This is a genomic window from Prevotella merdae (assembly GCF_900290275.1).
GTDB classification, from domain to species: Bacteria; Bacteroidota; Bacteroidia; order Bacteroidales; family Bacteroidaceae; genus Prevotella; species Prevotella merdae.
Genome location: NZ_LT985323.1, coordinates 917,235 through 944,120 on the forward strand (window position 1 = coordinate 917,235; position 26,886 = coordinate 944,120).

Below are 26,886 nucleotides of genomic sequence, written 5' to 3' on the forward strand. Positions count from 1 at the left end.
AAACTAAAAAATCAAAATTCATAATTCACATTATGGCTAAGACTATTAATTCAAGAATCCCTGAAGGCCCAGTGGCCGAGAAGTGGACCAACTATAAAGCTCACCAGCGTCTGGTGAACCCAAAGAACAAACTTAAGCTCGACATTATCGTTGTAGGTACAGGTCTTGCAGGTGCTTCTGCAGCAGCCAGCCTCGGCGAGATGGGTTTCCGTGTGCTTAACTTCTGCATCCAGGACTCTCCGCGTCGCGCTCACTCTATCGCAGCCCAGGGTGGTATCAATGCTGCCAAGAACTATCAGAACGACGGCGACTCTGTATACCGTCTGTTCTACGATACAGTAAAGGGTGGCGACTATCGTGCTCGTGAGGCTAACGTATACCGTCTTGCCGAGGTGTCAAACGACATCATTGACCAGTGCGTTGCCCAGGGTGTTCCTTTCGCTCGTGAGTACGGCGGTATGCTCGCCAACCGTTCGTTCGGTGGTGCTCAGGTATCACGTACATTCTACGCAAAGGGCCAGACCGGTCAGCAGCTTTTGCTCGGTGCCTACTCTGCACTCTCTAAGCAGGTGAGCACAGGCCGCGTATTGCTCTACACTCGTTACGAGATGGAGGATGTGGTTATCGTTGACGGCCGCGCTCGTGGTATCATCGCCAAGAACCTCATTTCAGGCAAGCTCGAGCGTTTCTCTGCTAACGCAGTGGTAATCGCTACTGGTGGTTACGGCAACACCTACTTCCTCTCTACCAACGCTATGGGTTGCAACTGTACAGCAGCTATCCAGTGCTATCGTAAGGGTGCTTACTTCGCAAATCCTTGCTACGTGCAGATCCACCCGACATGTATCCCTGTACACGGCGACAAGCAGTCTAAGCTTACTCTTATGTCAGAGTCTCTGCGTAACGACGGCCGTATCTGGGTACCAAAGAATATTGAGGATGCCAAGGCTCTTCAGGCAGGCACCAAGAAGGGCAGCGATATTCCTGAGGAAGACCGCGACTACTACTTGGAGCGTCGCTATCCGGCATTCGGCAACCTCGTTCCTCGTGACGTTGCCTCACGTGCAGCCAAGGAGCGTTGCGACAAGGGCTTCGGCGTAAACAACACCGGTCTTGCCGTATACCTCGACTTCTCTGAGTCAATCAACCGTCTCGGCATCGACGTTATCCGTCAGCGCTACGGCAACCTCTTCGACATGTACGAGGAGATCACCGACGTTAACCCGGGTGAGCTTGCCAACGAAATCAACGGCGTGAAGTACTACAACCCGATGATGATTTATCCTGCTATCCACTACACAATGGGTGGTATCTGGGTAGACTACGAGCTCCAGACTTCAATCACTGGTCTGTTCGCTATCGGTGAGTGTAACTTCTCTGACCACGGTGCCAACCGTCTTGGTGCTTCTGCTCTTATGCAGGGCTTGGCTGATGGTTACTTCGTATTGCCTTACACCATCCAGAACTACCTCGCCGACCAGGCTATCTGGCCGCACCTTTCTACCGATCTGCCAGAGTTTGCTGAGGCAGAGAAGGGTGTTCAGGCTGAGATCGACCGCCTCATGAACATCAAGGGTAAGCGTTCTGTTGACTCTATCCACAAGGAGCTTGGCCACATTATGTGGGAGCACGTAGGTATGGGTCGTACAAAGGAGGGTCTTGAGCAGGGTATTGAGCTCATCAAGAAGATCCGCAAGGAGTTCAACACCAACCTCTTCATCCCTGGATCGAAGGAAGGCTTGAACGTAGAGCTTGACAAGGCTATCCACCTCCGTGACTTCATCCTCATGGGTGAGCTTATCGCACACGACGCCCTCTCACGCGAGGAGTCTTGCGGTGGTCACTTCCGCGAGGAGCACCAGACTCCAGAGGGCGAGGCACAGCGCGACGACGAGAACTTCTTCTATGTAGGTTGCTGGGAGTACAAGAACAACGACGAGACCGCTCCTGAGCTCATCAAGGAGCCGCTCGAGTACGAGGCAATCAAGGTACAGACACGTAACTATAAGAACTAATAAAGATTATGGCAAATATATCATTCACACTGAAATATTGGCGTCAGAACGGTCCTCAGGACAAGGGCCACTTCGACACACGCGAGATGAAGGATATCCCTACGGATACCTCATTCCTTGAGATGCTCGACATCCTTAACGAGCAGCTCATCGAGGAAGGCAACGAGCCTTTCGTATTCGACCACGACTGCCGCGAGGGCATCTGCGGTATGTGTTCACTCTACATCAACGGTCATCCCCACGGACCTAACCAGGGTGCCACAACCTGCCAGCTCTACATGCGTAAGTTCAACGATGGCGACGTTATCACTGTTGAGCCTTGGCGTTCGGCTGCTTTCCCAGTTATCAAGGACTGCATGGTCGACCGTTCTGCATTCGACAAAATCATGCAGGCAGGTGGTTATGTAAGCGTTCGTACTGGCCAGCCCCAGGACGCTAACGCCATCCTCATCCCGAAGGAAGACGCTGACGAGGCAATGGACTGTGCTACATGTATCGGTTGCGGTTGCTGCGTAGCTGCATGTAAGAACGGTTCTGCAATGCTATTCGTAAGCTCTAAGGTTAGCCAGCTCGCTCTCCTTCCTCAGGGTCGTCCTGAGGCTGCTAAGCGTGCTAAGGCAATGATCGCTAAGATGGAGGAGCTTGGCTTCGGTAACTGCACCAACACCCGCGCTTGCGAGGCTGAGTGCCCGAAGAACGAGTCTATCGCCAACATCGCTCGCCTCAACCGCGAGTTCATTAAGGCAAAGCTCGCTGACTAATTCAGTCAACAACAAATATACAAAGCGGATGCGAAGCACTCTCAGAAGTGCGGCGCATCCGCTTTGTTTGTATCCCCAAACGTCTCATTCCATCTTCTTTTATGTCCTAATAGAGTAAATTATTTCTCTTTTATTATCTTACGCATATATTAATATGTACGTATGTTCCTATTTATACATAAAATCGTTGCTTTTGCAACATAGTTGCATTGCTTATTCCTTATCTTTGCACCTGACTTTTTTAGCTTAATTATAAACACTTAATGAAATATGCTTAGACGAATTACTTATTACTTATTATCAGTAGTCTTCGTGGCGGGAATGGTCGCTTGCGGAGGCAAGTCCCATGACCATCTCGATCACGACCATGACCATGAGCATGCCGAGGAAAACGAGCACCACGACCACGATTCCGAAGAGGAAGGGCATGAGGCTAAAGGCGCCCATACCGACGAGATTATCCTCTCGCCTGAGAAGGCTCGTGCTGCCGGGGGGAAGGTGGAGGAAGTGAAGCCAGGCATGTTTCATGGCGTCATCCACACCAGTGGCAAGGTGATGTCGGCATCATGCGACGAGACAGCCGTTGTTGCCACCATCAGCGGACGTGTGCAGTATAAGAACCACGTGAGTGAAGGACTAAAGGTGGCTGCCGGAACCACGCTCTTCTCCATCACTTCCGCAGGTATGCAGATGGCTGACGGCGACCCCGTACAGCGTGCCCGTATCGACTTTGAGCGTGCCGAGCGCGACTATACACGTGCGAAGACACTCATCAAGGACAAGATAATAAGCGAGAAAGACCTCGCCGTTGCCAAGGCGGAATATGAGGCTGCCAAGCTCACCTACACCAGCATGCAGCGCACACGCAGCGCCGGCGGTGTGACGGTCACAGCTCCTCGTGGCGGCTATATCAAGCAATCTATGGTCAATGGCGGCGACTATGTGGAAGCTGGTCAGCCCCTTGCCGTTATTACCCAGAACAAGCACCTCTATCTGCGTGCCGAGATACCGGAGCGTCACTTCAACGAGCTTAACAAGATACGCTGTGCCAAGTTCCGCACCAGCTACAGCAAGCATCTATACGACATCACCGATATGGGCGGACATATCCAGTCTTACGGTCGTTCGGCTGAGGTCAACAACTCGTACATCCCCGTTATATTCGAGTTCAACAACACAGGCGATGTTGTGCAAGGCTCGTATGCCGAGATATATCTCATCACTCAGGATCGTCCTAACGTTATAAGCTTACCGCTTACAGCCATTACCGAAGAGCAGGGCATCCACTTTGTGTACATTCAGGTGGACGCTGAGGGCTATCGCAAGCAGGAGGTTACACTCGGCGAGAGCGACGGCGAGCGTGTGGAGATACTTACGGGAGTGAAGCAGGGCGACCGCGTCGTGACTAAGGGTGCCATGCAAGTAAAGTTGGCTTCGGCTGCTAACGCTATTCCTGCACATAATCATAATCACTAAAAATCTATGCTAAATAAGATAATACGTTTCTCGCTTGAGAACAGAATACTTGTGTTGGTGGCGTCGGTGCTGCTGGTCATCGCCGGCTTATACTCCACCAGCAAGACCGATGTCGACGTGTTCCCTGACCTCAACGCCCCTACCGTAGTCATCATGACCGAAGCTGGTGGCATGGCAACTGAGGAAGTGGAACAGCTTGTGACATTCCCTATTGAGACCGCCGTCAATGGCAGTACCGGTGTGCGTCGTGTCCGCTCTCAGTCCACCAATGGTTTCTCTGTAGTGTGGGTAGAGTTTGATTGGGGCACCGACATATATCTCGATCGCCAGATAGTAAGTGAGAAACTTGCTGCTATAGGCGATCAGATGCCAGATGGAGTGAGTGCCCCGGTGCTCGGTCCGCAGTCGTCCATACTCGGCGAAGTGCTCATTGTGAGCCTCACCAGTAAGCACACTTCGCAGCAAGACCTTCGTACTTATGCCGATTGGGTAATACGTCCGCGCCTGCTTTCTACCGGAGGCGTGGCTCAGGTCAGCGTGCATGGCGGCGACATCAAGGAGTATCAGATACTCGTAAGCCCGGGCAAGATGAAGCACTTCGGTGTTTCGCTCTCCGACGTAATGGCGAGTACTCGTGGCATGAACGTCAACACCAACGGTGGCGTGCGCTACAAGTACGGCAACGAGTATATAATCCGTGGCATCACTTCTACCAACGACGTAGAGAAGTTGGGCACATGTATCGTCAAGAAGAACGGCGAGAGTGTCATAACCCTCGCCGACGTAGCCGATATAAAGGTGGGCAATCAGTCGCCCAAGCTCGGTGTGGCAAGCGAGCGAGCCCAGTCAGCCGTACTCCTCACCGTAACCAAGCAGCCCAATACCAGTACTATCGACCTTACCAAGCACCTCGACCTTGCTCTGGAAGACCTTCACAAGACTCTTCCTGAGGATGTGCATATATCAACAGACATCTTCCGTCAGGCCGACTTCATCGAGAGCAGTATCGACAACGTACAGAAGTCGCTCATCGAGGGCGCCATCTTCGTTGTGATAATCTTGATGCTCTTCCTCGCCAACGTGCGCACCACGGTCATCTCGCTTGTCACCATACCCATCTCGTTCCTCGTAGCGATGATAGTGCTCAATGCTCTTGGCATCAGCATCAACACCATGACCCTCGGCGGTCTTGCCATTGCCATCGGTTCGCTTGTCGACGACGCCATTGTGGATGTGGAGAATGTGTACAAACATATACGCCAAAACCGCGAATTGCCCGAGTCAGAGCGTATGCCAATAATAGAGCTTGTGTATAACGCATCACGCGAAGTGCGTATGCCTATACTCAATTCTACATTGATAATAGTAGTAAGCTTTGCGCCGCTGTTCTTCCTCAGCGGCATGGAAGGCCGTATGCTCATACCCCTTGGCATAGCCTTCGTCACCGCCCTCTTTGCGTCAACCATTGTAGCCCTCACGCTCACTCCCGTGCTATGTAGCTACCTGCTTGGCAAGAGCAAGGGCGAGATGCCTAAGGAAGCCTTCTTGGCAGTATGGCTCAAGACATATTACGAGCGCGCATTGCAGTGGGTGCTTGCCAACACACGCAAGGTAATCGTAGGCACCGCTACGCTGTTTGTAGTGGCTGTAGGCGTGTTCTTCTGCCTTGGCAGTAGCTTCTTGCCCAAGTTCAACGAAGGCTCGTTCACCATCAATATTTCGTCGCTTCCAGGTATTTCGCTCGAAGAGAGCGATTCTATCGGTGCACGTGCCGAACGCTTGCTGCTTCAGGTGCCCGAGATTAAGACCGTGGCGCGCAAGACCGGACGTGCCGAACTCGACGAACATGCCCTTGGCGTAAACGTCAGCGAGATAGAAGCCCCATTTGCATTAAAAGACCGCAGTCATGAAGAAGTTCTCAACGACGTACGCAAGCGTCTCTCTGTACTCGCAGGAGCTAACATCGAGATAGGTCAGCCCATCTCTCACCGTATCGACGCTATGCTCTCTGGAACCCAGGCGAGCATAGCCATCAAGCTGTTCGGCACCGACCTCAACCGAATGTTCACCATAGGCAATCAGATAAAGAATGCCTGTCAGGACATAGAGGGCATAGCCGACCTCAACGTCGAGCAGCAGATAGAACGTCCCGAGCTTAAGATTGTGCCACGTCGCGAGCTACTTGTACGCAACGGTATCACCCTTCCTGAGTTTAACGAGTTCCTTGCTGTCAACCTTGCAGGCGAAACTGTTTCTCAGGTATACGAGGCAGGACGTGCCTTCAACCTTGTTGTTAAGGCCGCCAACTACGACGAGATAAACGATCTTGTTATCGACACCCAGGATGGACGTAAGGTTCCGCTTAGCGATGTGGCAGATATAATATCGAGTGCCGGTCCCAACACCATCAACCGCGAGAACGTACAGCGCAAGATTGTAATATCTGCCAATACCAGCGGCAGAGCTTTGAGCGATGTAGTGGCAGACATCAAGGAAGCCGTATCAGAGGAGGTGCAGCTGCCCGAAGGCTATCATGTAGAATATGGCGGTCAGTTTGAGAGTCAGGAGAGTGCCAGCCGTGTGCTCTATCTCACCTGCATCCTTGCCATTATCGTAATCTTCTGTCTCCTCTTCATGCAGTTCCGCAACGCTATGGAAGCCGGAGTTATACTTCTAAACCTCCCATTGGCTCTCATTGGCGGCATCTTTGCAATAGTGTTCACCACGGGCGAGATAAGCATCCCAGCTGTCATAGGCTTCATATCGCTATTCGGCATCGCCACACGCAATGGTATGCTGCTTATCACCGAGTACAAACGCCTGCGCACAGAGGAAGGCAAGAGCATCCGCCAAGCCATCATCGAAGGTTCGCTCTCTCGTCTTAATCCTATCCTCATGACCGCTCTTACCTCAGCTCTCGCCCTCGTGCCGTTGGCACTTGGAGGCGATTTGCCTGGCAACGAGATACAGTCGCCAATGGCAAAGGTTATACTCGGCGGACTTATAAGTTCCACATTACTCAATGCATTCATCGTACCTATTATATATGAAAAGATATCTAATCGCCACAATCGTGGCATTCAGCACGTATAGCATAGCCCTCGCCGACAACATCGGCGACGTGCTCAAGCAAGTTGCATCCAACAACCTCACCCTCCAGGCTCTCGCCCACGACAATCAAGCCGACGTGCTCGACATTAAGGCGTCCAACAGTATTGGCGGCCCGTCTGTAGAGTATAGTCCGTTCTTTACCAAAGGCTACTCAGGCGTGGCAGAGAGCGAACTCGTGGTAAGTCAGGAAATCGACTTTCCCACAAAGTATGCCGCACGCAACAAGCAGGCAAAGATGCAGAACATCGTAGGAGAGCAACTTCTTATCAAGCAACGTCGCGACATATTGCTCCAGGCACAGCTCCTTTGCATCGACCTTATACGTCTCAACCAGACACTGTCCATGCTCCACGAGCGACTTGCCAACAGCGAGACTTTGTTGCAGATGTATCAGAAGCGTATGGATGCAGGTGATGCCAACGCCCTTGAGCTTAACAAGGTAAAGCTTGATTGTATGGAGGTGCGCACCCTTGTTAACGAGGCGCAGGGTGAGCGCACATCTCTTCTGCAGCAACTTAGGCAGCTCAATGGCGGCAAGCCAATAGACGTTATAGATACCGTGCTGCCCGAATATCCGCAGATAACCAACTTTGAATCGTATCGTGCTCTTGCACTTGCCTCTGATGCAGATGTGGCTGTGGCGCAGACGGCACTACGCGCAGCCGATATGAACTTAAAGTTGCAAAAGAACGAGTGGTTGCCCAATATCTCCTTTGGCTATCGTCGCAATACCGAGCATGGCGAAGGCATCAACGGCTTTCTCGTTGGTGTAAGCTTCCCACTGTATAGCAACAGCAACAATGTCAAGGCTGCCAGGCAGCGCCGTGAGAGTGCCGAGTTGCAGGTTATGCAGGCACAGAACGAGGCTGAGGCTACCCTGCGCACCAACTACGAGCAGTTGCAGGGCTTGCAGCAGGTTATCGACCACAGCGATGTAAAGCTTCTGCAAGAGTCGCTCACGCTCTTTGCCAAGGCTTTGCAGCAGGGCGAAATAACCGCCCTTGTCTATTATGTCGAGATAAACAGCATCTACGAAAAGCTGCAACGACACATCGACCTGCATTGCCAAAGCGTTAAGCTGTTGGCTGAGTTGCATAAAGCAGAGCTATAATAAATAAACAAGTAAATGTTTGCAACCATATAAAACCCTAACTCAATGGTAATTAATTTCAAAGCAAACAACCTAACCCCTGCTTTTCCAACACATCCAGGTTCAATACTTAAGGATGAGATAGAGTATAGAGGTATTTCTCAATGTCAGTTGGCAAAGGATATGGGTATAGCATATTCTGCGCTCAATGAGATTCTTAATGAGCGTCGTCCACTTACGGAGAAAACAGCCTTGTTATTTGAGGCTGCGCTTGGTGTTAATGCAGAACCTTTGTTGAAGCTTCAGATGCGATATAATATGCAGAAAGTGCGTAAGGATAGTGCATTTATGGAGAAACTTGCAAATGTGCGTAGAATAGCAGCTGTTTTATAATATTCAAACCATTCAAGATAATATGAAGCAGAAAAATACTTTTATTCAGAAGCTTATGTCGCTATTCTTTATTGTGTGCATGCTTTCTATTGCCGCAATCAATCGCGACAACAAGTTGTTTGGATACGATCTTGGCGAGGCTGATAAGCAATCTACTGCGGTTGCCTCCAATAACGACACGCTCAGCGTGCAGCCCGATGGCTCCTTTATAGTCAATACCAAGTTGCTTGACAAGGATGTGCAAGGCTATGGTGGCCCCGTGCCGCTCCGTATACACGTAAGCAAGGATGGGGTAGTGGCAGCGATAGAAGCTGAGCCTAATGCCGAGACACCCGACTTCTTCAACCAAGCAAAGTCGTTGCTTACCCGCTGGCAAGGCAAGACCATTGACAAGGCAATGGCAGAGACTGATAATGTGGATGCCGTGTCGGGCGCAACCTTCTCGTCAAAGGCCATTATAGCCAATATGCAGCGTGGTCTGACCTATGCCAAAAGACATGCTGCTCAAAGCAAAGCCACCGCTGATGTGTCAGAAGCTAATGCCGAAGGCTCAGCCTCCTTATCTGCGAGCGTATTGACCATTGGTGGCATTGCAGCCATTGTCGTGGTTCTTTTGGGCGCTATTGTGCCTTTGTTCTATAATAGTAGACGTTGGCATACTGTGCAACTCGTGCTCAACATCGTTGTGCTTGGCTTATGGACGGGTACCTTCGTGTCTTTTACCATTCTTATGCGACTCTTTTCGGGAGGTATAAGTCTTGCTACACTTGCCACGCTTGCAGCTCCGTTACTTATGTTAGTAGTGGCTCTGTTCTATCCTTTGTTAGGTAAGCCCGGACACTATTGTGCCCATATCTGTCCATTTGGTTCGGCACAAGAGCTTGCCGGAAAGCTTGCACACCGCAAACTTCGTGTTCCCGTGCGATTGAACAAGGCTTTAAATATATTTCGCACCGTTCTTTGGGCTGTGCTTATGATATTGTTGCTTACCGGCACGTGGACAGCGTGGATCGACTACGAGCTCTTTACAGCCTTCCTCTACTCGTCAGCATCCGTATGGGTTATAGTGCTTGCTGTACTGGTCCTTGTCTTGTCGGTTTTTGTCCCGCGTCCTTATTGCAGGTATGTATGCCCAACGGGCACATTGCTTAGAGGCTTCAAGCGTTGATGGTGTAGGCTATTAAAATCGTCCTAATCCCAAAATTCCTACTAACTTTTAGGATTGTAATCCCAAAAGTTAGTAGGAATTTTGGGATTATCCCATTTTTTCTTTATCTTTGCCCCAACTAATTAAACATACACCAATGATAGAACGACAGCTTCAGAGAAAGATAGAATCGCGTATGTTTGCCGGTAAGGCAATTATCGTTATAGGAGCGCGGCAGGTTGGCAAGAGTACGCTTTTCAGGATGATACTTGAAAAGCAGGACTGCAAAACACTGCACTTGAATTGTGACGAGCCAGAGGTAAGAGATATGCTAACTAATATCAATACCTCCGAACTACGTCTTTTAATAGCCGATAACAAGATTGTTGTCATTGATGAGGCGCAGCGAGTGGAGAATATAGGTATGACCTTAAAGCTTATTACCGATAATTTTCCTACGGTGCAGTTGCTTGTTACGGGGTCTTCGTCGTTTGAATTGCAAGACAAGCTCAATGAGCCTCTTACCGGGCGCAAGTTCGAGTATCATTTATATCCGATATCAACAGCAGAGCTATTTAATAGCCAGGGATTGTTAGGAGTGAGGCAAACTCTTGAGCAACGACTTATATATGGCTCATATCCAGACATTATAAACCATGCCGATGACGCAAAAGAGTTGCTTGCAAACCTTGCCGGTAGCTATCTTTATAAGGATTTGCTATCGCTTGAGAGTGTACGCCGACCGGTATTGCTTGGCAAGTTGCTCACGGCTCTTGCGCTACAGGTATGTAGCGAGGTATCTTATAATGAACTTGCACAGACCGTTGGCACCGACAATAAGACGGTAGAGAAATACATTGATTTGCTTGAGAAGTGCTATATTGTGTTCAGATTAAATGGTTTCAACCGCAACCTGCGCACCGAACTGAAGAAGGGTAAGAAGATATACTTTTATGACAATGGTATACGCAACGCCATTCTTCAGAATTTCGCCCCCTTGTCATTACGTCAAGATACTGGAGCTTTGTGGGAGAACTTCATCATAAGCGAGCGCATTAAGACTAATCAATATTCGGGTCGTTATGCTAATAGTTATTTCTGGCGCACTACACAACAGCAGGAGATAGATTATATAGAAGAGTGTGATGGGCAGTTCACTGTCTTTGAGATGAAGTGGAATCCGCGTCGCGCCAATACTCAGTTTCCATCATCATTCCTTAATGCGTATGATGTTAAGGAGACAGCTGTTATTACGCCAGATAATTGGATAGACTGGGTTATGTAAGTATATACTGACAAATTATCACTGTTTTCTGTCTGTTTGGCTCGCTGTGTGCCATATTTGCTTACTATTTAACACTTCTTGCCTTCTATTGCCACTTGGCATGTAAGTTGTATTATCATTAGTGCAAGCCGAGAGCGACAAGCTCGGGGCAAGCAAAACGATAAATAAACAACTAAAATATAATTGGAGGTTTTTGATATGTTACCAGTAATGAGAAATTCTTGGATGCCTGAAGTTTTCAACGACTTTTTCGACACTGACTTTATGCCACGTACAAATGCTACGGCACCGGCAATCAACGTTAAGGAGACCGAACACGAGTATACAGTAGAGCTTGCAGCTCCTGGCATGAAGAAGGACGACTTCAATATCAATATAGATAACGATGGCAATCTGCACATCAAGATGGAGCAGAAGAACGAGAAGAAGGACGAGAACAAGAAGGAGCATTATCTTCGTCGCGAGTTCTCTTATTCAAAGTTTGAGCAGACTCTTATCTTGCCTGACGATGTCGACAAGGAGCACATTGCAGCCAATGTTAACGATGGTGTCTTGACTGTTGCCCTTCCTAAGGTTGAGAAGAAAGAAGAAAAGACAACACGCCAGATTGAGGTCAAATAACTTAGTTAGTGTGTTGTGAAATTTTGTCACAAACATATAATTTTAAGGAAGAATGAAAGCCATATTTGCTTCATTCTTCCTTTTTTTGTTATTTTTATCCGGCAGAACATCCGCAGCCCAAGGACAAGTTTAAGGAAGAGAATAAATCGTACAACGTCCACAAAAAGTAAAACTATTTCTGCATTACTTCCAGCAAAGCCTCTCTCAGGTCTTTACCAGCAGCAAGCCCCAGCTTCTTGCGTATATGTATACGTACAGAGCTTATGTTGTTGGCGTTTTTGTGTAGGATTGAGGCAATCTCTATTATAGTCTTTCCACCGATAATCAGTCGGCATACTTCCTGCTCTGTGGGCGTTAGGGTAGGGAGTATAGCCGATATGTCGGCATGTTGCATCTTGCGCTGAGCCACACGTTGTTCCACAGCCCTTATAAGGTTAGCCTCCGTACGCTCGTCAAGATGGTCGAAGAAGTCGTTTATGTCCTTTTCGCTCTGTCCTCCACGTCCTAATTGTATATAAGCCAACAGCTCGGTCTTGGTCATGTGGAAGGTCGATAGCACTCGGTTAAGTGTAGAGTGATAGTCGGCATTTTCCCGTTGCATACTTCTTATTCCCCGCCTTATCATTTCGCCAAGAATACATGTAAAAATCTCCACAATAACGAATATCACCACAATCTGTCTGTTTATTTCCCCGTCGGTGTATAGGTAAGCCGATGTTATCGTTGCGATGCTCATTAGGGCTAATATGGTTGGCATATGTCTTACGGCAGCCATTACCATATAGATTATCAGGGCGAGTGATAAAACCAGGTTAAACACAATAGTCTCCTCAAACCCATCCAGACGCTCCATTGCTACGTATACTATACGGGCACTTTCTGCCAACTGTGTCAATAATCCGAACGATGATATCGCCACAGTCAGCCTCATACGCTGCGTAAGGTACATAATCAGTATAGCAAGTGTTGCAGCCCACGACATTGCCGATATGGTATATAATATGGTGTCGCAGCGACCTATCATTCCTATGATGTGCATAGGCACACCCAATACCACCGACAGACTGAGCATAAGGAACGTTATAAGGCACATTCGTTGTTGCCAGTTGTGGCTACGACGGTCAAGAAATATGGTTAGTCGTTGTATTAGTTTCGATTTCATTGTTTTCGAATTTTGTCGTACAAAGTTAGTCCCTTTTTGTGGATTTTACCCCTTTTTACCCCTCTTTTTTCACTCTTTTACGTTATTTTACGGTAGTTGTTTTTTGGTTGTATTGATTATTTGGTCTAATTTCGTGCCAAATAGTACTAAACTTTACAACAATCATGATGAAATTCTTACTCTCTAAACACTCTCGCAGCATATTTATATTTGCGTTGCTCTCGCTATTTATGTGTATGGCTGCTGGCAAGGCGTCAGCCGCAGAACTCAACCCAGTTGTCAAAATCGACAATACGTCCTATACAAGCAGTGGCACGGAGGTGACGCTTAGGTTATGGATGTTCAACTGGAAATATGCGGTTCCGAACACAAAAAAATACAACGCCCGCTTTACTGGCGATGTGTATCTCTACATCGACGACAAAGAGGTAGGCAAGCTTAACAGCATGTGGAGTTTTATATCTGGTTCAAGCTACACTTTTCTTAATGACAGACCTGGTACTGTCGGCAAGTCTTCGGATATTAATCTTGATGGCACAAACGTAGGCACGGCACAATTCCAAGATCTTAAGAGTGGACAGACATACCCATACAACAGCAACACGACAGATAAGTCATGGTCTACCGTCGACCTTAAGCTCTCCTTCAACAAGTCATTCTCCTATTATGGTCATAAGATTACGGTGAAGGGCAAATGGCAAGACCAGAGCAGCGGAACTTTAGTAGAAAAGGACGTGGCTCTTAAACAACACACCGACGGATACGTTCGTCCTATCTATTTTAAGGTGCAGCCTTCTGGCGATAAGATGATGTTCACCTGGGCGCAGCAAGGCTATTCAACGAAAGCATCTACTGAGGGCAAGTGGATAGTATTCAAGCGCGAAGGCGACAATAATGTCAAGTTGGGCGAAGTGGCTGCTAATGAGCACTCACTCAGCATTGAGAAGAAACAGTACAGCTGCTCGAATGATTACATTATGACATTCCTCCCCAATGTATGTAAGGGGGAAGAGACTGTTTGCGGTCTTACCACTACGTTTACTGCCACTGGACACCAACTTAAAGATGACATCTGCCAAATGTGTGGACATAGCTACTTCCGTTATCATACATCCGACGGGAATAAGGTGGATATATCACGCAGAGATTTTGGTGCCAATGTTGTGTCGCATGAAGTTGTTGATGGTGAGTGCGTGATAGAGTTTGACGCTCCGATTACGCGAATTCCCCAGTATGCATTTAAAACAACAAAATTGGTAGGCGAACTTCGTATACCGAATACTGTGACATCAATCCAGGATTATGCATTCAATCTCTGTACTGGTCTTACTGGAAATCTTGTAATTCCAAATTCGGTAACAGAGATTGGCAATAATGCTTTTTACAAATGCACAGGATTCAATGGCACTCTAACGCTGTCAAGCAACCTAAAAACGATAGGGGACAACGCTTTCTACGAATGTTCGGGATTTACGGGATCTTTGACATTACCCAACTCAGTAACAACTATCGGAAGGTCGGCGTTCATATTTTGTAATAGTTTTACAAATCTTGAGCTGCCAAAAGCTCTGAGCGCAATCTCTTATCAGGCTTTTCGGAATTGTTCCGGTCTTTCAGGAAACTTGGTCATACCTGATGGAGTAACAGAGATTGGCGAGTATGCTTTTTACGGTTGCCCAGGATTCAAAGGCACTCTAAAACTGTCAAGCAACCTAAAAACAATAGGGGTATCTGTTATTAGTTGATTATCAGTATTATACGCTCTAAACGGTAGAAAAGTGGCAATATGGATTCTGTTTAGATACGGAATGATGAATATTTAACGTATTTAACCTTTGCTTACACAAATAGTCACGAAAATAACAAGTTCTGGGATTGTTTGGAACAACCCCATAATGGGACTATACAATATTACATGCACACCTTTTCGTGGCATTAATGGCATTTAAAATGCGGAACTCTGACGATTATGAAAAAATGTAAGTTTTTTCAGAGCGCATTGCAAGACCTGCGGCAGTAGAATGACATGTAACGGTTGTTCCAACTGCGGGGCATGTGACAACAGATAACGGAATAGCTTCTGCACTACTGGTAATTCTTTCCGAATTAGAGGTATAAAGAAATATAGATAATGTGTGTATCTTTGCACCCAAGAAATTTAAAAGCAATAGGATTATGAAGGAATTTTTCTTTAATACCATACAGGAGTTCAACGACTTCATAGGGGTGGAAACGCTTCATCCCCTGGTAAGCGTTGTGCGTGTGGAAAAGGCCTCTCCTATACAGGAGGCTGTGCTTCACTACGGACTTTATGCCCTCTTTCTGAAGGAGAACAAGGGCTGCAAATTGTCATACGGCAGAACAGAATATGATTTTGACGAGATGACCGTAACCTCGTTTGCTCCGGGACAGTCGATTAAGGTGGAACCCATTCCTGGAGTTCCGTTTGCCAAATATACGGTATTGGCTTTCCATCCCGATCTGCTCAACCGCACCCAGCTCGGCAAGAACATCTCCCGATACGAGTTCTTCGACTATACGAGCAACGAAGCATTACACCTGTCCGCTGCCGAGGTCAATATCTTCCGTGATGTGCTCACAATGATCAAGCAGGAACTGCAGCATCCTATAGATAAGCATTCGCGTGAACTCATCGTTTCAAACATCGAGTTGCTGCTGAACTACTGTCTGCGCTTCTACGACCGCCAGTTTATCACACGCGAGGAGATTAATCATTCGGTGGTAAAGAAGTTCATCTATCTGCTCGATGAATACATTGCCCGGAAAGCGGAGCGTGAGGGGCTTCCTACCGTAGCCTACTTTGCCGACAAATGCTGCTATTCTACCAAATATTTCGGCGAATTGGTCAAGACAGAAACTGGCAAAACTGCCAAGAGTATGATAAACGACCGATTGCTTACGGCATCCCGCCAATTGCTTACAGATGAAGCCCTCAGCATCACGCAAGTAAGCCAGCGCCTCGGCTTTGAATATCCTCAGCACTTCGTCCGCTTTTTCAAGGCACAGACGGGCAAGACACCGAGCGAATATCGCAAGACTGCATAAATATAAGGAAGCATGTTTTGATAGAAACGGAATAACGGTAATGTCTTCAGAAAACCAGGTATAAGCTCTTTAGAAGAATGTGCGTATCTTTGCACCAGTTTTTTAATCATCAAACAAAAAGGTTTAATATGAAAAGATTGGTTTTGCACATTTACATCATGTTCATGGCGCTGACGGCTATGGCTTGCCAAAGCAATGAGGTAGAAGCTACGCCATCTGACAAATCAGCAAACACAATGAACATTACGATCAATGGAAAGACGGTTTCGTGCCAGCTCGTTGACAATTCATCAACAAGAGCACTTCTGGCACAGTTGGAAAAGGGAGACATCACCTACGAGGCTGATGACTATGGCAACTTCGAGAAAGTGGGCTACATAGGTTTCAGCCTGCCACAAAACAACGAGAGCATCACCACAACTGCTGGCGATGTGATTCTGTATCAGGGCAATAACATCTGCCTTTATTATGGCACAAATTCCTGGTCATTTACCCGTCTGGGGAAGATTGAGGGATTGAGCAAGGATGAAATCAAGACGTTTCTCAATGCCGGAGGTGGCAGCGTAAAAGTTAAACTTTCATCAGGTTCTACTACCGGAATAAAGCAAACGCTTGCTGACCGGAAGGCTCCAAGCGGAAAATATTCGCTTGACGGGAGAAAGTTGAAACAGATTCCTAATAAGGGTGTCTATATTGAAAACGGAAAGAAAATTGTAAAGAAATAGAATCATGAACAGATTATTCACATTTATAGCAACAGCCCTCATCTGTTGTGCAGGAATTCAGACAAAAGTAAAAGCAGAAACTATGGATAAAGAGATAAAATTAGTACAGGATTGGGACAAGACCTTTCCTGAAAGTGAGAAGGTAAATCATGAGAAAGTGACATTCAAGACCCAATATGGTCTTACTCTTGCTGCAGACCTCTATATTCCGAAGAACGCTGAAGGAAAGTTGCCAGCCATTGCCGTGAGCGGTCCTTTCGGAGCCGTCAAGGAGCAATGTTCAGGTCTCTATGCGCAGACCATGGCAGAGCGTGGATTCATCACCATCGCTTTCGACCCTTCGTTTACAGGCGAATCTACTGGCGAGCCTCGCCGTACGGCTTCTCCCGACATCAATACGGAAGACTTTCTGGCTGCTGTAGATTATCTCAGCATGCGAGATGATGTAGATGCAGGGCGAATCGCCATCATCGGCATTTGTGGCTGGGGCGGAATCGCTCTGAATGCTGCAGCTCAGGACCCTCGCATCAAGGCTACTGCGGCAATAACCATGTATGACATGAGTAGAGTAAGCGGTAATGGATACTTTGACGCAGATGACAGCGAAGAAAGCCGATATTCGGCACGAAAGGCATGGGCAGAAGCTCGCACTGCCGACCTCAGGAACAAATCGTTCACTCAGGCAGGAGGCGTGGTTGACCCATTGCCGGAGAACGCACCGCAGTTTGTAAAAGACTATTACGCCTATTACAAAACGCCACGAGGCTACCATAAGCGTTCGGGCAATTCTAATGACGGCTGGCGCACCACCGGCTGCCAGGCTTACGCCAACACCCGTTTCCTCTATTACATCAACGAAATCCGTTCTGCTGTCCTCATTGTGCATGGAGAGAAAGCGCATTCCCGTTACTTCGGAGAAAGTGCCTTCAGATAGTACGCTCGGCATGAGCATTGTCTAACGGGTGAAAGTCCCGAGCAAGCCCTAATAGCGGGAATTGCATAGTCAAAGGCAAGGGTGTTCATCGCGAGATGAAATCTGAAGGAAGCCCAAGACAAACATCTGACCTAACGGACAGAAACTTCATATAAGGCATGTGACCGTGGGTGAGGTTGCTATTCAAACCAAAGCCCAATAGCTATTCGGAACGGTCGGTGTAAATGAAGTAGGTATAAGATGGAAAGACAACGCCCTTATCCGAGGAGGTCTCACGGACGCTTCAAATAGTTGTTTTTACGAAAGAAGTGGAGTAAAGCTTGCCGTGAGAAGTCAGCAGACGTCATAGTAGTGCAACAATCGATAACGTTGCACGAAGGGCTGAACCTAACAATTAAACGATAGTAATTGAAACATACCTTATGAAGGAAAGAATGCAGAAAACATTATCCCAAGTTAATGGCTGCCCCCAAAGAAATAGGTCGGAAACCGAATGGTATGGGGGAGTGCAGACCTTCATGTGGATGTGTGAAGACAACATCGTGGAAGTACCATTCGACAAGGAACACCTTTTCGAGCAAATTCTTAGTCCCACAAATCTCAATCGAGCATACAAAGCAGTTATGAGAAACAAGGGCTGTGGTGGTATCGACAAGATGTCGTGCGAGCAATTGTTCCCATGGCTCCTGACCAATAAGGATGAACTCACCCGTTCCTTGATGGACGGTTCTTACCGTCCGAACCCAGTAAAAAGGGTAGAAATACCCAAGGACAATGGCAAGATGCGCCTGTTGGGAATACCTACAGTAGTAGACCGTCTGGTGCAACAAGCCATCAACCAAGTATTGACTCCCATCTATGAGAACCAATTCTCCAAGACGAGCTACGGCTTCCGTCCGAGAAGAGGATGCCATGACGCACTACGAGGAGCGCGAAGGATAGTCAACGAAGGCTACATATATGTAGTCGACCTTGACCTTGAACGCTTCTTCGACACGGTGAGCCATAGCAAACTCATAGAAATCCTCAGCCGTACGATAAAAGACGGCAGAGTGGTCAGTCTTATACACAAATATCTCCGAAGTGGTGTAATGAACAAAGGTTTGTTTGAAGCGAGCGAGGAAGGAACTCCCCAAGGCGGTCCGCTAAGTCCATTGTTGAGTAACATAATGCTCAACGAATTGGACAAGGAACTTGAACGCAGAGAACTCCCCTTTGTGCGCTATGCCGATGACTCGATGATATTCTGCAAGTCCAAAAGGGCTGCAATGCGAGTGAAGGAGTCTATAACCCGATTTATAGAGAATACTCTATATCTCAAAGTCAACAAGGAAAAGACCGTAGTGTCGTATGTGCGCGGAGTGAAATACCTCGGCTACTCCTTTTATGTGATGAAAGGCGAATGCCAACTCACGGTGCACCCAAAGTCCAAAGCCAAGATGAAGTCAAGGTTGAAAGAACTGACAAACCGCAGCAATGGATGGGGATATGCCAAGAGAAAGCAGAAGCTGAAAGAATACATACGAGGTTGGGTCGGCTATTATCACTTTGCCAATATGAAGCGTCTCTTGCTTGTAACAGACGAATGGTTAAGACGTAGAATACGCATGTGTATATGGAAAGCTTGGAAGAAAGTCAAGACAAAAGTGGCAAACCTCATTAGATGCGGTATCAATAAATACCAAGCATACGAATGGGGTAACACTCGCAAGGGCTATTGGCGAATAGCTGACAGCCCTGTTCTAAAAAGGGCGATAGATAACAATAAACTACGCTCCGCAGGGTATGCTACTTTAATGGAGGCGTATCTCGAATGGTATCCAAAATAGGAACCGCCGTATGCGGAACCGCACGTACGGTGGTGTGAGAGGTCGGAAAACGAAAGTAGGAAGAAAACTGCTTCGTTTTCCTCCTACTCGATTATGATGGATGGAAAGGCGGAAGGCTACGACTTCGCACGAAAGCCCAACCCAGTTCCAGCCAATAAACAACTGCTCATTATCCCAGGAGCCTCTCATTGCGACCTATACGATGGTGGTGAGAAAGGATTGATTCCTTGGGACAACATCGAAGAGTTCCTGAAGAAGAATTTAAAAAGATAATACAATGAAGAAAGTTATCGTAATCTCTACCAGTCTGCGTACTGGTTCAAACAGCGACATGCTCGCTGATCAGTTTATCGAAGGAGCCAAGGCTGTAGGTCATGATGTGGAAAAAATTTCTCTTGCAGGAAAGGACATCAGGTTCTGCAAAGGCTGTCTGGCTTGTCAGAAGTTGGGCAAGTGTGTCATCAAGGATGATGTGAACGACATCATGCAGAAAGTGCTGAATGCCGATGTGGTTTGCTGGGCTACACCTATATATTATTATGAGATGAGCGGACAGATGAAGACGCTCATCGACCGCATGAACGCCATGTTCTCGCTTGATTACAAGTTCCGTGATATTTACATGCTCTCTACTGCTGCCGAAAATGAACCGGAAGTGCCGAAACGTGCTGAAGCCGGACTGACAGGCTGGATAGACTGCTATCCTGAGAGCCATCTTGCCGGCACTCTGTTCTGCGGAGGCGTTGACGCTCCACGCACTATTGAGGGCAACAGGAAATTGCAGGAAGCATACGAGTTAGGTAAATCTGTTAAAGAATAAACTCTTAAGGTGGCTTTTATGAAAGTTTTTGCAACATTCATCATATTAACGACTATTTCACTCAACATCATGGCACAACAGAAAATAGTACAGACAGCAGGGCGCACCCAACTGGGTGAGTTCGCCCCTGAGTTCGCCCACCTCAACGACGACATTCTCTTCGGAGAAGTATGGAGCCGCAATGACCTGCTTTCATTGCGTGACCGCAGTTTGGTAACAATCACTTCGCTCATCAGCCAAGGAATCACCGACAGTTCGCTGAAATATCACCTGCAGTCGGCAAAAAATAACGGAATTACTCGCACGGAAGCGGCAGAAATCATCACTCACATCGCCTTCTACGCCGGCTGGCCAAAAGCCTGGGCTGCCTTCAATCTGGCAAAGGAGGTATGGAGCGAAGATGTGAAAGGAGAAGACGCCAAGGCTGCTTTCCAGCGCGAGATGATCTTCCCTATCGGCGAGCCTAACACCGCTTACGCCAAATACTTCAAGGGAAACAGTTATCTGGCACAAATATCTGACAGTCAGATACCTTTCTTCAACGTAACCTTTGAGCCAGGTTGCCGCAACAACTGGCACACGCATCACGCCACAAAGGGCGGCGGACAGATGCTGGTAGGCGTAGCCGGACGTGGCTGGTACCAGGAAGAAGGCAAACCTGCGCAGGAGATTCTCCCAGGCACAGTCATCCACATTCCAGCCAACGTGAAGCATTGGCACGGTGCTGCAAAAGACAACTGGTTTGCTCACCTCGCCTTTGAAATTCCTGGTGAGAACAGCTCAAACGAGTGGCTGGAGCCTGTGAGTGATGAGGAATATAACAAGTTAAAATAATAAGTAACTGTTCAAAATTAATTTTATAAATATGAATAATTCACGAATAAGTTCGTACCCACAGACGCCAAGGCCATGTTCGTACAATAGAAAAGCGAGTCCGTAGTCTCGTAATCTATCGGTCTTATCCATTTACCCTTAAGTATACGCCAAAGAATCTCGGCAGGATTGAGTTCCGGAGAATAAGGTGGAAGATAGAAGAGGTACAATCCTCTTTTCTCCCAAATTTTCCTCAGTTCTTTCACTTTCCGATTTCTATGAACAGAAGCATTGTCCAAGACAATTACAGTCTTCTTCGTGACATTGAAAGAGAATCTATCAAGATAGTCCACAATCTTGTCTGCGTTGATGGACTCTTTTGTGGTAAAGCCTTTATATTGGTTCCTTTTGGTAATCATGCCAAAGATATTAAGCCGGGCAGCTTTCTCGGATGAGATGTAAACATCCTCATTCTTGAATTGCCAGCCATATGGAACATATCCGTTTGTACAGACATGGCTTTCGTCGGCATAATATAGCACAAGTTCTCCTTTGGAATCAAGTTCTTCAAGTTCTTGCAACTTCTCTTTCTTGTATGCGTAGAGCTGCGGTGAGGGTTTGCCCCTTGGGCGTTTTCTTATACGCTTATATCTTGCACCAATGTTTCTAAAAAACGTTTGAAGGTAATGTCACTGGCTTTTTTACCAGTCGCATTCTGCCATGCCTCACGTGCTTTGGACACACTCTGACGGTCTTCCTCAATTGCCTTGCGGACAGCTTCTTCATCAGAACAATCCATAATAGGCTTTCGCCCCTGACCAGGACGTGTCTCCAAGCCTTTGATGCCATTTTCTTCATAACGTTTTACCCATGTGTAGACAGTAGGTACTGTTACCTCAAGCATTTCTGCTATTTGGGGAGCTGATTTACCTTCTGACTTCAGCAATATGGATTTGCATCTGATACGAAAACTATGAGTAGGGCCATTATGATAGCCTTTCTCTAATTTGAGGCGATCAACCTCTGATAATTCAAGTACTTTTATTGGTTTCATAATTCTATTTTTTCTATAAAACGGAAAATGAACCATATTAGTACTGATATATATAAATAATTTAGATCACTTACTTAATAATAAACTTTTACAATTATGAAGAAGATAAAGTTAAGCAATGGCGTGGAAATGCCACAACTGGGTTATGGTGTTTATCAGGTAGAACCTGATGAGTGTGAGCGTTGTGTGCTGGATGCTCTCAGCGTGGGCTATCGGATGATAGATACTGCACAGGCTTATAAAAACGAGGAAGCCGTGGGCAGCGCATGGAAGAAAAGTGGTGTCAGCCGTGATGAGCTTTTCCTCGTGTCAAAGGTATGGATTTCTAACTATGGCGAAGGACAGACCATGAAGAGTATTGACGAAAGTCTGCGCAAACTGCAGACCGATCACATCGACCTGATGCTCCTCCACCAGCCTTTCTGCGACCGCTATGGAGCCTACCGCGACTTGGAGAAAGCTTACAAGGCAGGAAAGATTCGTGCCATCGGAGTGAGCAATTTCTTCCCAGATCATCTCATAGACCTTGCTTCAAACATGGAGATTGCGCCAATGGTAAACCAGGTGGAGACACATGTGTTCGACCAGCAACTTAAGGCACGCAAATTCATGGATGAGTTCGGCACGCATATCATGGCGTGGGCTCCTCTGGCAGAAGGTCTGAACGGACTGTTCACCAACCCTACCCTCACCCAGATTGGCGAAAAGCACGGCAAGACTGCAGCACAAGTGGCATTACGATGGCTGTTGCAAAGCGATGTAATCATCATCCCAAAGACCGTCCACAAGGAGCGTATGAAAGAGAATCTGAACCTCTTTGATTTCGAACTTGATGCTGATGACATGAAGGCTATTGCAGCACTTGATACTGCCCACAGCCTATTCTTCGACCACCACGACGGACAGGTTGCCAAGCAGTTTATGGAGTGGAGAGCTTTGGTTAAGCCTGCGGAATAAATATTAACCCAAAAGGAGAAATTATGAAATAAGATAATGTCACAATGGTCAACAGACTATGAATATTGACCATAGAAAGGGCAAAAGCATATGGAGGGTGACTGTAAACGAAAGCTTTGGGTCCTTTCAATGGTGATGAAACAGCGATGAGAATATTGGAGAAGTGTCATGTTAAAGCCAATGGAAATAGATGCATCTACACTTCCTTGACTAAAAAGCATAATGACTTGCTTTGTTGAACTTCAAACAAAGCAAGTTCTTATGCTCATTATCTTAAACTATAGCGAGAAACCTCTTTCCTTTTTTCTTTGAACTGCTCCCAATCCCACTTTTTGTGTTCCATCCCAATTCGTAAGTTGGTCTGCACAGCCATTTGAGCCACCAAGTGAAACGTATGTGTCTGCACTACATGACATATAGTCAACAAAAGTGAGAAAGTTGTCAATGGCGTTGTCTGTGAATTGAACTTCATTTGTGGCGAAGAGTTTTGTCCAGTTGGTGACACATTCCTGCTTGAAGTCTGTAAAACCATGCCAAGACATATCAGACAAGAACCTCTTTGCTGCCGATTCTATACTGGCTTTAGAGTCCAATCCAATATTATGCTTTACAGCAGATGCCATAATGCCATAGTATATGGAAGCCGATTCTTTCTCGTTGAAGTTGACTCTATCTGTTTTTGCAAAGGATGATAAAGCTTCATGTCCCTCATGGATGAACTTGTCAAGCACTCCTATGTATCTATTTTGCCGAGCCATGCTTTCACGTTTGGCTTCGGCTTCTTGCCGAGCCTTTTCTTTTGTTTCTTTCTCCTTACGTGCTTCCACTCGTCTCCATGCGTCTGTCATTTCTGGCTCTTGCCAAATGGCATTCCAACGAGCCTTCAAATCATTATACCTTTCTGCAAGCGCGGCATTGTAACTTTTGGCACTGGCAAGTTCCTCTTTTGCATATCCAAGTTGTGTTGCCACTCGTTCCACCGCTTTCTCGTCAAGCTGTGATATACGTTGTTTAACCTTGGCATTCTCATCCTTTAGCGCATCATTCTCAAAACGAAGTGCCTTGTTCTCCTCTATCTGCTTATTGAGATTCTGCATATAGTAAGTGTATGTCTTGTTGACAGACTTGCGTACATCTTCATTCTGCTTGTCACGTTCTGCATTGATGGCTGCTACAAGAGCCTTGATTGCAGCGTTGATATTAGCCACACGCTCCTCACGCCACGCCTTTTGTCCGATAATAGTAGGAATCGGGATGGCAAGCTCTTTCTTTACGGCATTCATCGCTTCTTGAACTGGAGCCTTGATGTTGAGTAAAGGAATGGTCAGCTCCTTCTTGTCGATTGTGGCAAGCACTGCATATTTCTCCACTTTGTCAAGAGCGACTTTCGCCTGACGTTCAGCTTCAAGCACCACCTTGTTCTTATGCTTGCGTCCTCGCTTTTCTTCCTCTGAAAGTTCATCATAGGAGAAGCCTCTTGCCAAGCCATACTTATGCCCTACCTTGTTGTAATAGTCAGTATGCAGTTGGGAAAGGTATTGTGATTTGTCCTTTGCTCGCTCTCCCCACACTTTGGCATAAGAGACCCTTTCAACAACACCCTTTGCCGCTTCCGATTTTGTGTAGTTGTCACGTTCTTCTTTTGGAAGTGCTCTCCATTCCTTGGTAGAGAGAACATTTTCTGGATTATCCTTGTGAATGTACTTGCTTCCGATGCGCCCATGTTTCTTTACTTGTTCAACAGGCACGGTCTGCACATGGGCATGGATGCTTGTCTCGTCACAATGCACATCAAAGCCGATGACATTCTCTTCTCCCCATTTCTCACATGCAAAGCGGTAGGTGTCCAATGCCCAGTCATAGATGCCTTTTTGCAATACAACCTTGCTGTGGTCAGCATTTGGATCTGATGTGTTGAGTTTCTGTTCACCAAAGGCAAGCCTGTTAAGCACATCATGGTCACCACTGAAGATGATGCCGACAGTGCTGTTCGGACTGTTCCTTGAAACTTGGTCGGGACGCTTGGCATCCATATACGGCTTGAAGCCAAGTTCATCAAGTCGATGCTGCAAGCGTTCATGCAACGGCACAGACTGGGAACCAAGAGGCACTATCTTTCCACCCTTGACTATCTCAAAGTTGAGTCTCTTGCGTGAGTAGTTATAATGGTTGTTCTTGTCTATGTCCGCGTTTTTTAGTTGGTAACGCTTCTCGTCCCAACCTCTGCGTTCCGCCTCGTTGCCCACTTGGGACGAGTACGATTTCTTGTCTGTGCCTACATGGATGGCGGCACGTGGTATGTTTCTTTCCATTGGAATTTCATTTGAGTTTGTAATATAGTTATTGTATAACTGGTGGCCGGTCTCGGGCGGAGCCTGAGCATAATAGAAGGACTTTTTAAGTGAACAGCGTCAGCATGTGAATCTAAAAGTCCCTATTATGTTTAGGACTTTTTTGAAAGTCCGTCACGCAAGCGTGCCCGCAGACCCTTACCCATTCTGCTATCGCTCTTCCACCAACACCAACCCAAGACTGTCTATTAGATGCTGGAGTGGCGGATGTTGCTTTATCAGCCTTTGTAGCGCCATCTGCGGTGTTTCCGTCATCAGAAGGAAGTCGGCAATGTCAAGACCATTGGCTTTCTGTTCATCGGTGGCATTGTCTTCCAAGATACTGCTGACAAGAACTTGCTTGCATATTGATTGCAGCAATGGAAGTTTGCTTTTCCACTTATCCATTGCCCCAAGGTCTGGAACCAAAACAACCTCCCGACCGCTTAGGACTTCGACTGCATCTTTATTGAAGCATCCGTTCATGCCTCCAGTAGCCAACCATACGAAATCAGATATGAAGTGGGTGGCAATGATGGCTGTCTTTTCGCTCTCCACGATGGCTATTGTCTTAGTCGTGGTTTTATCTGTCAACAGATGTTCGCCAAAGAAGCACTGCCGAAGTGTAAAGTCTGGCAGTTTCAGTTCCGAGTGTACCCAAGTCACCAGGCTGTGGGGTTCCTTGATGCGGTGTCCTGTCTTGTCATCATACTTCATTATCTTGCCAGTGCGCACATTCCCATTGACATCTATCTGCCAAAAAATAGTTGAACCGCCCCATTTCTTTGAAGTGCCGACCTTGTACAAGGCAAACAGCCGTTCTGTCTCCTCTTTGCCAAAGACCGTTGAAATGTATCGGTACAAAGGATTGACAGAATAGCCATGCAGTGTTTGCTCCATCAACTTATTTTCAATGAAAGTTGGAAGAGGTTTCTCTTTCCTGCACTCTTTGATTGGTGTTTTATATCTCCAATCATCATTGCAGTTGGTATCGGGATTGTCCTTGAAATAATCAGACGGAGAATAATGGTAGCCACAACTCTGTTCATGGTCACAACGCCCCACATTGTCAGGGAATACAATTTGTCCTTCCTCGTCAATATATCTTGCAAAGCAACGCTTACGCCCACATTGAGGGCAAGCATATCGATTGCCCAGCTTGTATTTCTGTAGATGGAATCTATACTCACTCATAGGGCTCTGCACTTGTTGCACCTTGCACTTTCTGCACTTTTGCACTTGTTTGGCACAAAATGCAGCATCTGTTGTGCAAGAGTGCAAGAAGTGCAAAGTGCAA

General features: G+C 47.0%; 23 protein-coding genes. 18 read left to right on the plus strand and 5 right to left on the minus strand.

All coding sequences use genetic code 11. From position 1 onward, the window contains the following. Positions 1–32: 32 nt before the first annotated feature. The 9 genes from C9991_RS03690 (at position 33) to C9991_RS03730 (ending at position 11,899) form a co-directional block, all read left to right on the plus strand. Entirely contained in the window at positions 33–2,015 is a 1,983-nt protein-coding gene (locus C9991_RS03690; RefSeq protein ID WP_106811252.1) for a fumarate reductase/succinate dehydrogenase flavoprotein subunit, read from the plus strand. A gap of 5 nt (positions 2,016–2,020) precedes the next feature. Next, positions 2,021–2,776 carry a succinate dehydrogenase/fumarate reductase iron-sulfur subunit gene (locus C9991_RS03695; protein WP_106811253.1) on the plus strand — a complete coding sequence of 252 codons (756 nt, stop codon included), beginning with the start codon at positions 2,021–2,023 and terminating at the stop codon, positions 2,774–2,776. A gap of 270 nt (positions 2,777–3,046) precedes the next feature. Further along, the gene (locus tag C9991_RS03700; protein ID WP_232823233.1) at positions 3,047–4,252 is read left to right on the plus strand and encodes an efflux RND transporter periplasmic adaptor subunit; all 1,206 of its coding nucleotides are present in this window, start codon (positions 3,047–3,049) and stop codon (positions 4,250–4,252) included. Between the two features lie 6 nt (positions 4,253–4,258). Next, a complete protein-coding gene (locus C9991_RS03705; protein ID WP_106811255.1) occupies positions 4,259–7,345 on the plus strand; it encodes an efflux RND transporter permease subunit in 3,087 nt (1,028 codons plus the stop codon). Beyond that, complete coding sequence (locus C9991_RS03710) at positions 7,299–8,474, plus strand: TolC family protein (RefSeq protein WP_198643740.1); 1,176 nt, start codon at positions 7,299–7,301, stop codon at positions 8,472–8,474. Before C9991_RS03705 ends, C9991_RS03710 begins: the two co-directional genes overlap by 47 nt. Before the next feature lie 45 nt (positions 8,475–8,519). Then, on the plus strand, positions 8,520–8,846 hold the full coding sequence (locus C9991_RS03715; protein ID WP_106811257.1) for a HigA family addiction module antitoxin: 327 nt from the start codon (positions 8,520–8,522) through the stop codon (positions 8,844–8,846). A 22-nt stretch (positions 8,847–8,868) separates the two neighbouring features. Next, positions 8,869–10,014 carry a 4Fe-4S binding protein gene (locus tag C9991_RS03720; protein WP_198643741.1) on the plus strand — a complete coding sequence of 382 codons (1,146 nt, stop codon included), beginning with the start codon at positions 8,869–8,871 and terminating at the stop codon, positions 10,012–10,014. Positions 10,015–10,150: 136 nt separating this feature from the next. Continuing rightward, positions 10,151–11,278: an ATP-binding protein gene (locus tag C9991_RS03725; protein WP_106811258.1), complete on the plus strand. Its 1,128-nt coding sequence runs from the start codon at positions 10,151–10,153 to the stop codon at positions 11,276–11,278. A gap of 225 nt (positions 11,279–11,503) precedes the next feature. Then, the gene (locus C9991_RS03730; RefSeq protein WP_106811259.1) at positions 11,504–11,899 is read left to right on the plus strand and encodes an Hsp20/alpha crystallin family protein; all 396 of its coding nucleotides are present in this window, start codon (positions 11,504–11,506) and stop codon (positions 11,897–11,899) included. Positions 11,900–12,071: 172 nt separating this feature from the next. Here C9991_RS03730 and C9991_RS03735 read toward each other — a convergent pair whose 3' ends face one another. Beyond that, positions 12,072–13,061, minus strand: coding sequence for a LuxR C-terminal-related transcriptional regulator (locus tag C9991_RS03735; protein ID WP_106811260.1), 990 nt, complete (start codon positions 13,059–13,061; stop codon positions 12,072–12,074). 164 nt (positions 13,062–13,225) lie between these two features. Here C9991_RS03735 and C9991_RS03740 point away from each other — a divergent pair, with 164 nt between their 5' ends. The 8 genes from C9991_RS03740 (at position 13,226) to C9991_RS03775 (ending at position 21,269) form a co-directional block, all read left to right on the plus strand. Then, a complete protein-coding gene (locus C9991_RS03740) occupies positions 13,226–14,806 on the plus strand; it encodes a leucine-rich repeat domain-containing protein (RefSeq protein ID WP_106811261.1) in 1,581 nt (526 codons plus the stop codon). 430 nt (positions 14,807–15,236) lie between these two features. Then, complete coding sequence (locus C9991_RS03745; protein WP_106811262.1) at positions 15,237–16,127, plus strand: helix-turn-helix domain-containing protein; 891 nt, start codon at positions 15,237–15,239, stop codon at positions 16,125–16,127. Between the two features lie 128 nt (positions 16,128–16,255). After that, the gene (locus C9991_RS16605; RefSeq protein WP_198643743.1) at positions 16,256–16,852 is read left to right on the plus strand and encodes a cyclophilin-like fold protein; all 597 of its coding nucleotides are present in this window, start codon (positions 16,256–16,258) and stop codon (positions 16,850–16,852) included. A 4-nt stretch (positions 16,853–16,856) separates the two neighbouring features. After that, a complete protein-coding gene (locus tag C9991_RS03755) occupies positions 16,857–17,786 on the plus strand; it encodes an alpha/beta hydrolase (RefSeq protein ID WP_198643744.1) in 930 nt (309 codons plus the stop codon). Positions 17,787–18,208: 422 nt separating this feature from the next. Continuing rightward, on the plus strand, positions 18,209–19,615 hold the full coding sequence (gene ltrA / locus C9991_RS03760) for a group II intron reverse transcriptase/maturase (RefSeq protein WP_106810824.1): 1,407 nt from the start codon (positions 18,209–18,211) through the stop codon (positions 19,613–19,615). Positions 19,616–19,708: 93 nt separating this feature from the next. After that, entirely contained in the window at positions 19,709–19,888 is a 180-nt protein-coding gene (locus C9991_RS16610) for a hypothetical protein (protein WP_157949349.1), read from the plus strand. A gap of 4 nt (positions 19,889–19,892) precedes the next feature. After that, positions 19,893–20,435, plus strand: a complete 543-nt coding sequence (locus C9991_RS03770; protein WP_106811265.1) for a flavodoxin family protein — start codon at positions 19,893–19,895, stop codon at positions 20,433–20,435. A gap of 18 nt (positions 20,436–20,453) precedes the next feature. Continuing rightward, positions 20,454–21,269: a carboxymuconolactone decarboxylase family protein gene (locus tag C9991_RS03775; RefSeq protein WP_106811266.1), complete on the plus strand. Its 816-nt coding sequence runs from the start codon at positions 20,454–20,456 to the stop codon at positions 21,267–21,269. A gap of 23 nt (positions 21,270–21,292) precedes the next feature. On the opposite strand, the gene C9991_RS03780 is transcribed toward C9991_RS03775, so the two are convergent. Further along, positions 21,293–21,910 (minus strand): IS630 family transposase, encoded by a 618-nt coding sequence (locus tag C9991_RS03780; RefSeq protein WP_106811267.1) that lies wholly within the window; start codon positions 21,908–21,910, stop codon positions 21,293–21,295. Next, positions 21,886–22,302: a helix-turn-helix domain-containing protein gene (locus tag C9991_RS03785; protein WP_106811740.1), complete on the minus strand. Its 417-nt coding sequence runs from the start codon at positions 22,300–22,302 to the stop codon at positions 21,886–21,888. Before C9991_RS03785 ends, C9991_RS03780 begins: the two co-directional genes overlap by 25 nt. A 96-nt stretch (positions 22,303–22,398) precedes the next feature. Here C9991_RS03785 and C9991_RS03790 point away from each other — a divergent pair, with 96 nt between their 5' ends. Further along, a complete protein-coding gene (locus C9991_RS03790) occupies positions 22,399–23,259 on the plus strand; it encodes an aldo/keto reductase (protein WP_106811268.1) in 861 nt (286 codons plus the stop codon). Between the two features lie 278 nt (positions 23,260–23,537). On the opposite strand, the gene mobV is transcribed toward C9991_RS03790, so the two are convergent. Together mobV and C9991_RS03800 are read right to left on the minus strand one after the other, a co-directional pair. Continuing rightward, positions 23,538–25,571 carry a MobV family relaxase gene (mobV, locus tag C9991_RS03795; protein WP_106811269.1) on the minus strand — a complete coding sequence of 678 codons (2,034 nt, stop codon included), beginning with the start codon at positions 25,569–25,571 and terminating at the stop codon, positions 23,538–23,540. Positions 25,572–25,760: 189 nt separating this feature from the next. Continuing rightward, a complete protein-coding gene (locus tag C9991_RS03800; RefSeq protein WP_106811741.1) occupies positions 25,761–26,783 on the minus strand; it encodes a DUF6371 domain-containing protein in 1,023 nt (340 codons plus the stop codon). Between the last annotated feature and the right edge of the window lie 103 nt (positions 26,784–26,886).

Bases quoted from the DNA above. Each gene is read 5' to 3' on its own strand.
- C9991_RS03725 (WP_106811258.1), top strand. From the start codon at position 10,151: ATGATAGAACGACAGCTTCAGAGAAAGATAGAATCGCGTATGTTTGCC.
- C9991_RS03700 (WP_232823233.1), top strand. From the start codon at position 3,047: ATGCTTAGACGAATTACTTATTACTTATTATCAGTAGTCTTCGTGGCG.
- C9991_RS03770 (WP_106811265.1), top strand. From the start codon at position 19,893: ATGAAGAAAGTTATCGTAATCTCTACCAGTCTGCGTACTGGTTCAAAC.
- C9991_RS03740 (WP_106811261.1), top strand. From the start codon at position 13,226: ATGATGAAATTCTTACTCTCTAAACACTCTCGCAGCATATTTATATTT.
- C9991_RS03745 (WP_106811262.1), top strand. From the start codon at position 15,237: ATGAAGGAATTTTTCTTTAATACCATACAGGAGTTCAACGACTTCATA.
- C9991_RS03690 (WP_106811252.1), top strand. From the start codon at position 33: ATGGCTAAGACTATTAATTCAAGAATCCCTGAAGGCCCAGTGGCCGAG.
- C9991_RS03730 (WP_106811259.1), top strand. From the start codon at position 11,504: ATGCCTGAAGTTTTCAACGACTTTTTCGACACTGACTTTATGCCACGT.
- C9991_RS03785 (WP_106811740.1), bottom strand. From the start codon at position 22,302: ATGAAACCAATAAAAGTACTTGAATTATCAGAGGTTGATCGCCTCAAA.
- C9991_RS03755 (WP_198643744.1), top strand. From the start codon at position 16,857: ATGAACAGATTATTCACATTTATAGCAACAGCCCTCATCTGTTGTGCA.
- C9991_RS03775 (WP_106811266.1), top strand. From the start codon at position 20,454: ATGAAAGTTTTTGCAACATTCATCATATTAACGACTATTTCACTCAAC.
- C9991_RS03710 (WP_198643740.1), top strand. From the start codon at position 7,299: ATGAAAAGATATCTAATCGCCACAATCGTGGCATTCAGCACGTATAGC.
- ltrA (WP_106810824.1), top strand. From the start codon at position 18,209: ATGAAGGAAAGAATGCAGAAAACATTATCCCAAGTTAATGGCTGCCCC.
- C9991_RS03735 (WP_106811260.1), bottom strand. From the start codon at position 13,061: ATGAAATCGAAACTAATACAACGACTAACCATATTTCTTGACCGTCGT.
- C9991_RS03720 (WP_198643741.1), top strand. From the start codon at position 8,869: ATGAAGCAGAAAAATACTTTTATTCAGAAGCTTATGTCGCTATTCTTT.
- C9991_RS03715 (WP_106811257.1), top strand. From the start codon at position 8,520: ATGGTAATTAATTTCAAAGCAAACAACCTAACCCCTGCTTTTCCAACA.
- C9991_RS03800 (WP_106811741.1), bottom strand. From the start codon at position 26,783: ATGAGTGAGTATAGATTCCATCTACAGAAATACAAGCTGGGCAATCGA.
- C9991_RS03705 (WP_106811255.1), top strand. From the start codon at position 4,259: ATGCTAAATAAGATAATACGTTTCTCGCTTGAGAACAGAATACTTGTG.
- C9991_RS03790 (WP_106811268.1), top strand. From the start codon at position 22,399: ATGAAGAAGATAAAGTTAAGCAATGGCGTGGAAATGCCACAACTGGGT.
- C9991_RS16610 (WP_157949349.1), top strand. From the start codon at position 19,709: ATGATGGATGGAAAGGCGGAAGGCTACGACTTCGCACGAAAGCCCAAC.
- mobV (WP_106811269.1), bottom strand. From the start codon at position 25,571: ATGGAAAGAAACATACCACGTGCCGCCATCCATGTAGGCACAGACAAG.
- C9991_RS16605 (WP_198643743.1), top strand. From the start codon at position 16,256: ATGAAAAGATTGGTTTTGCACATTTACATCATGTTCATGGCGCTGACG.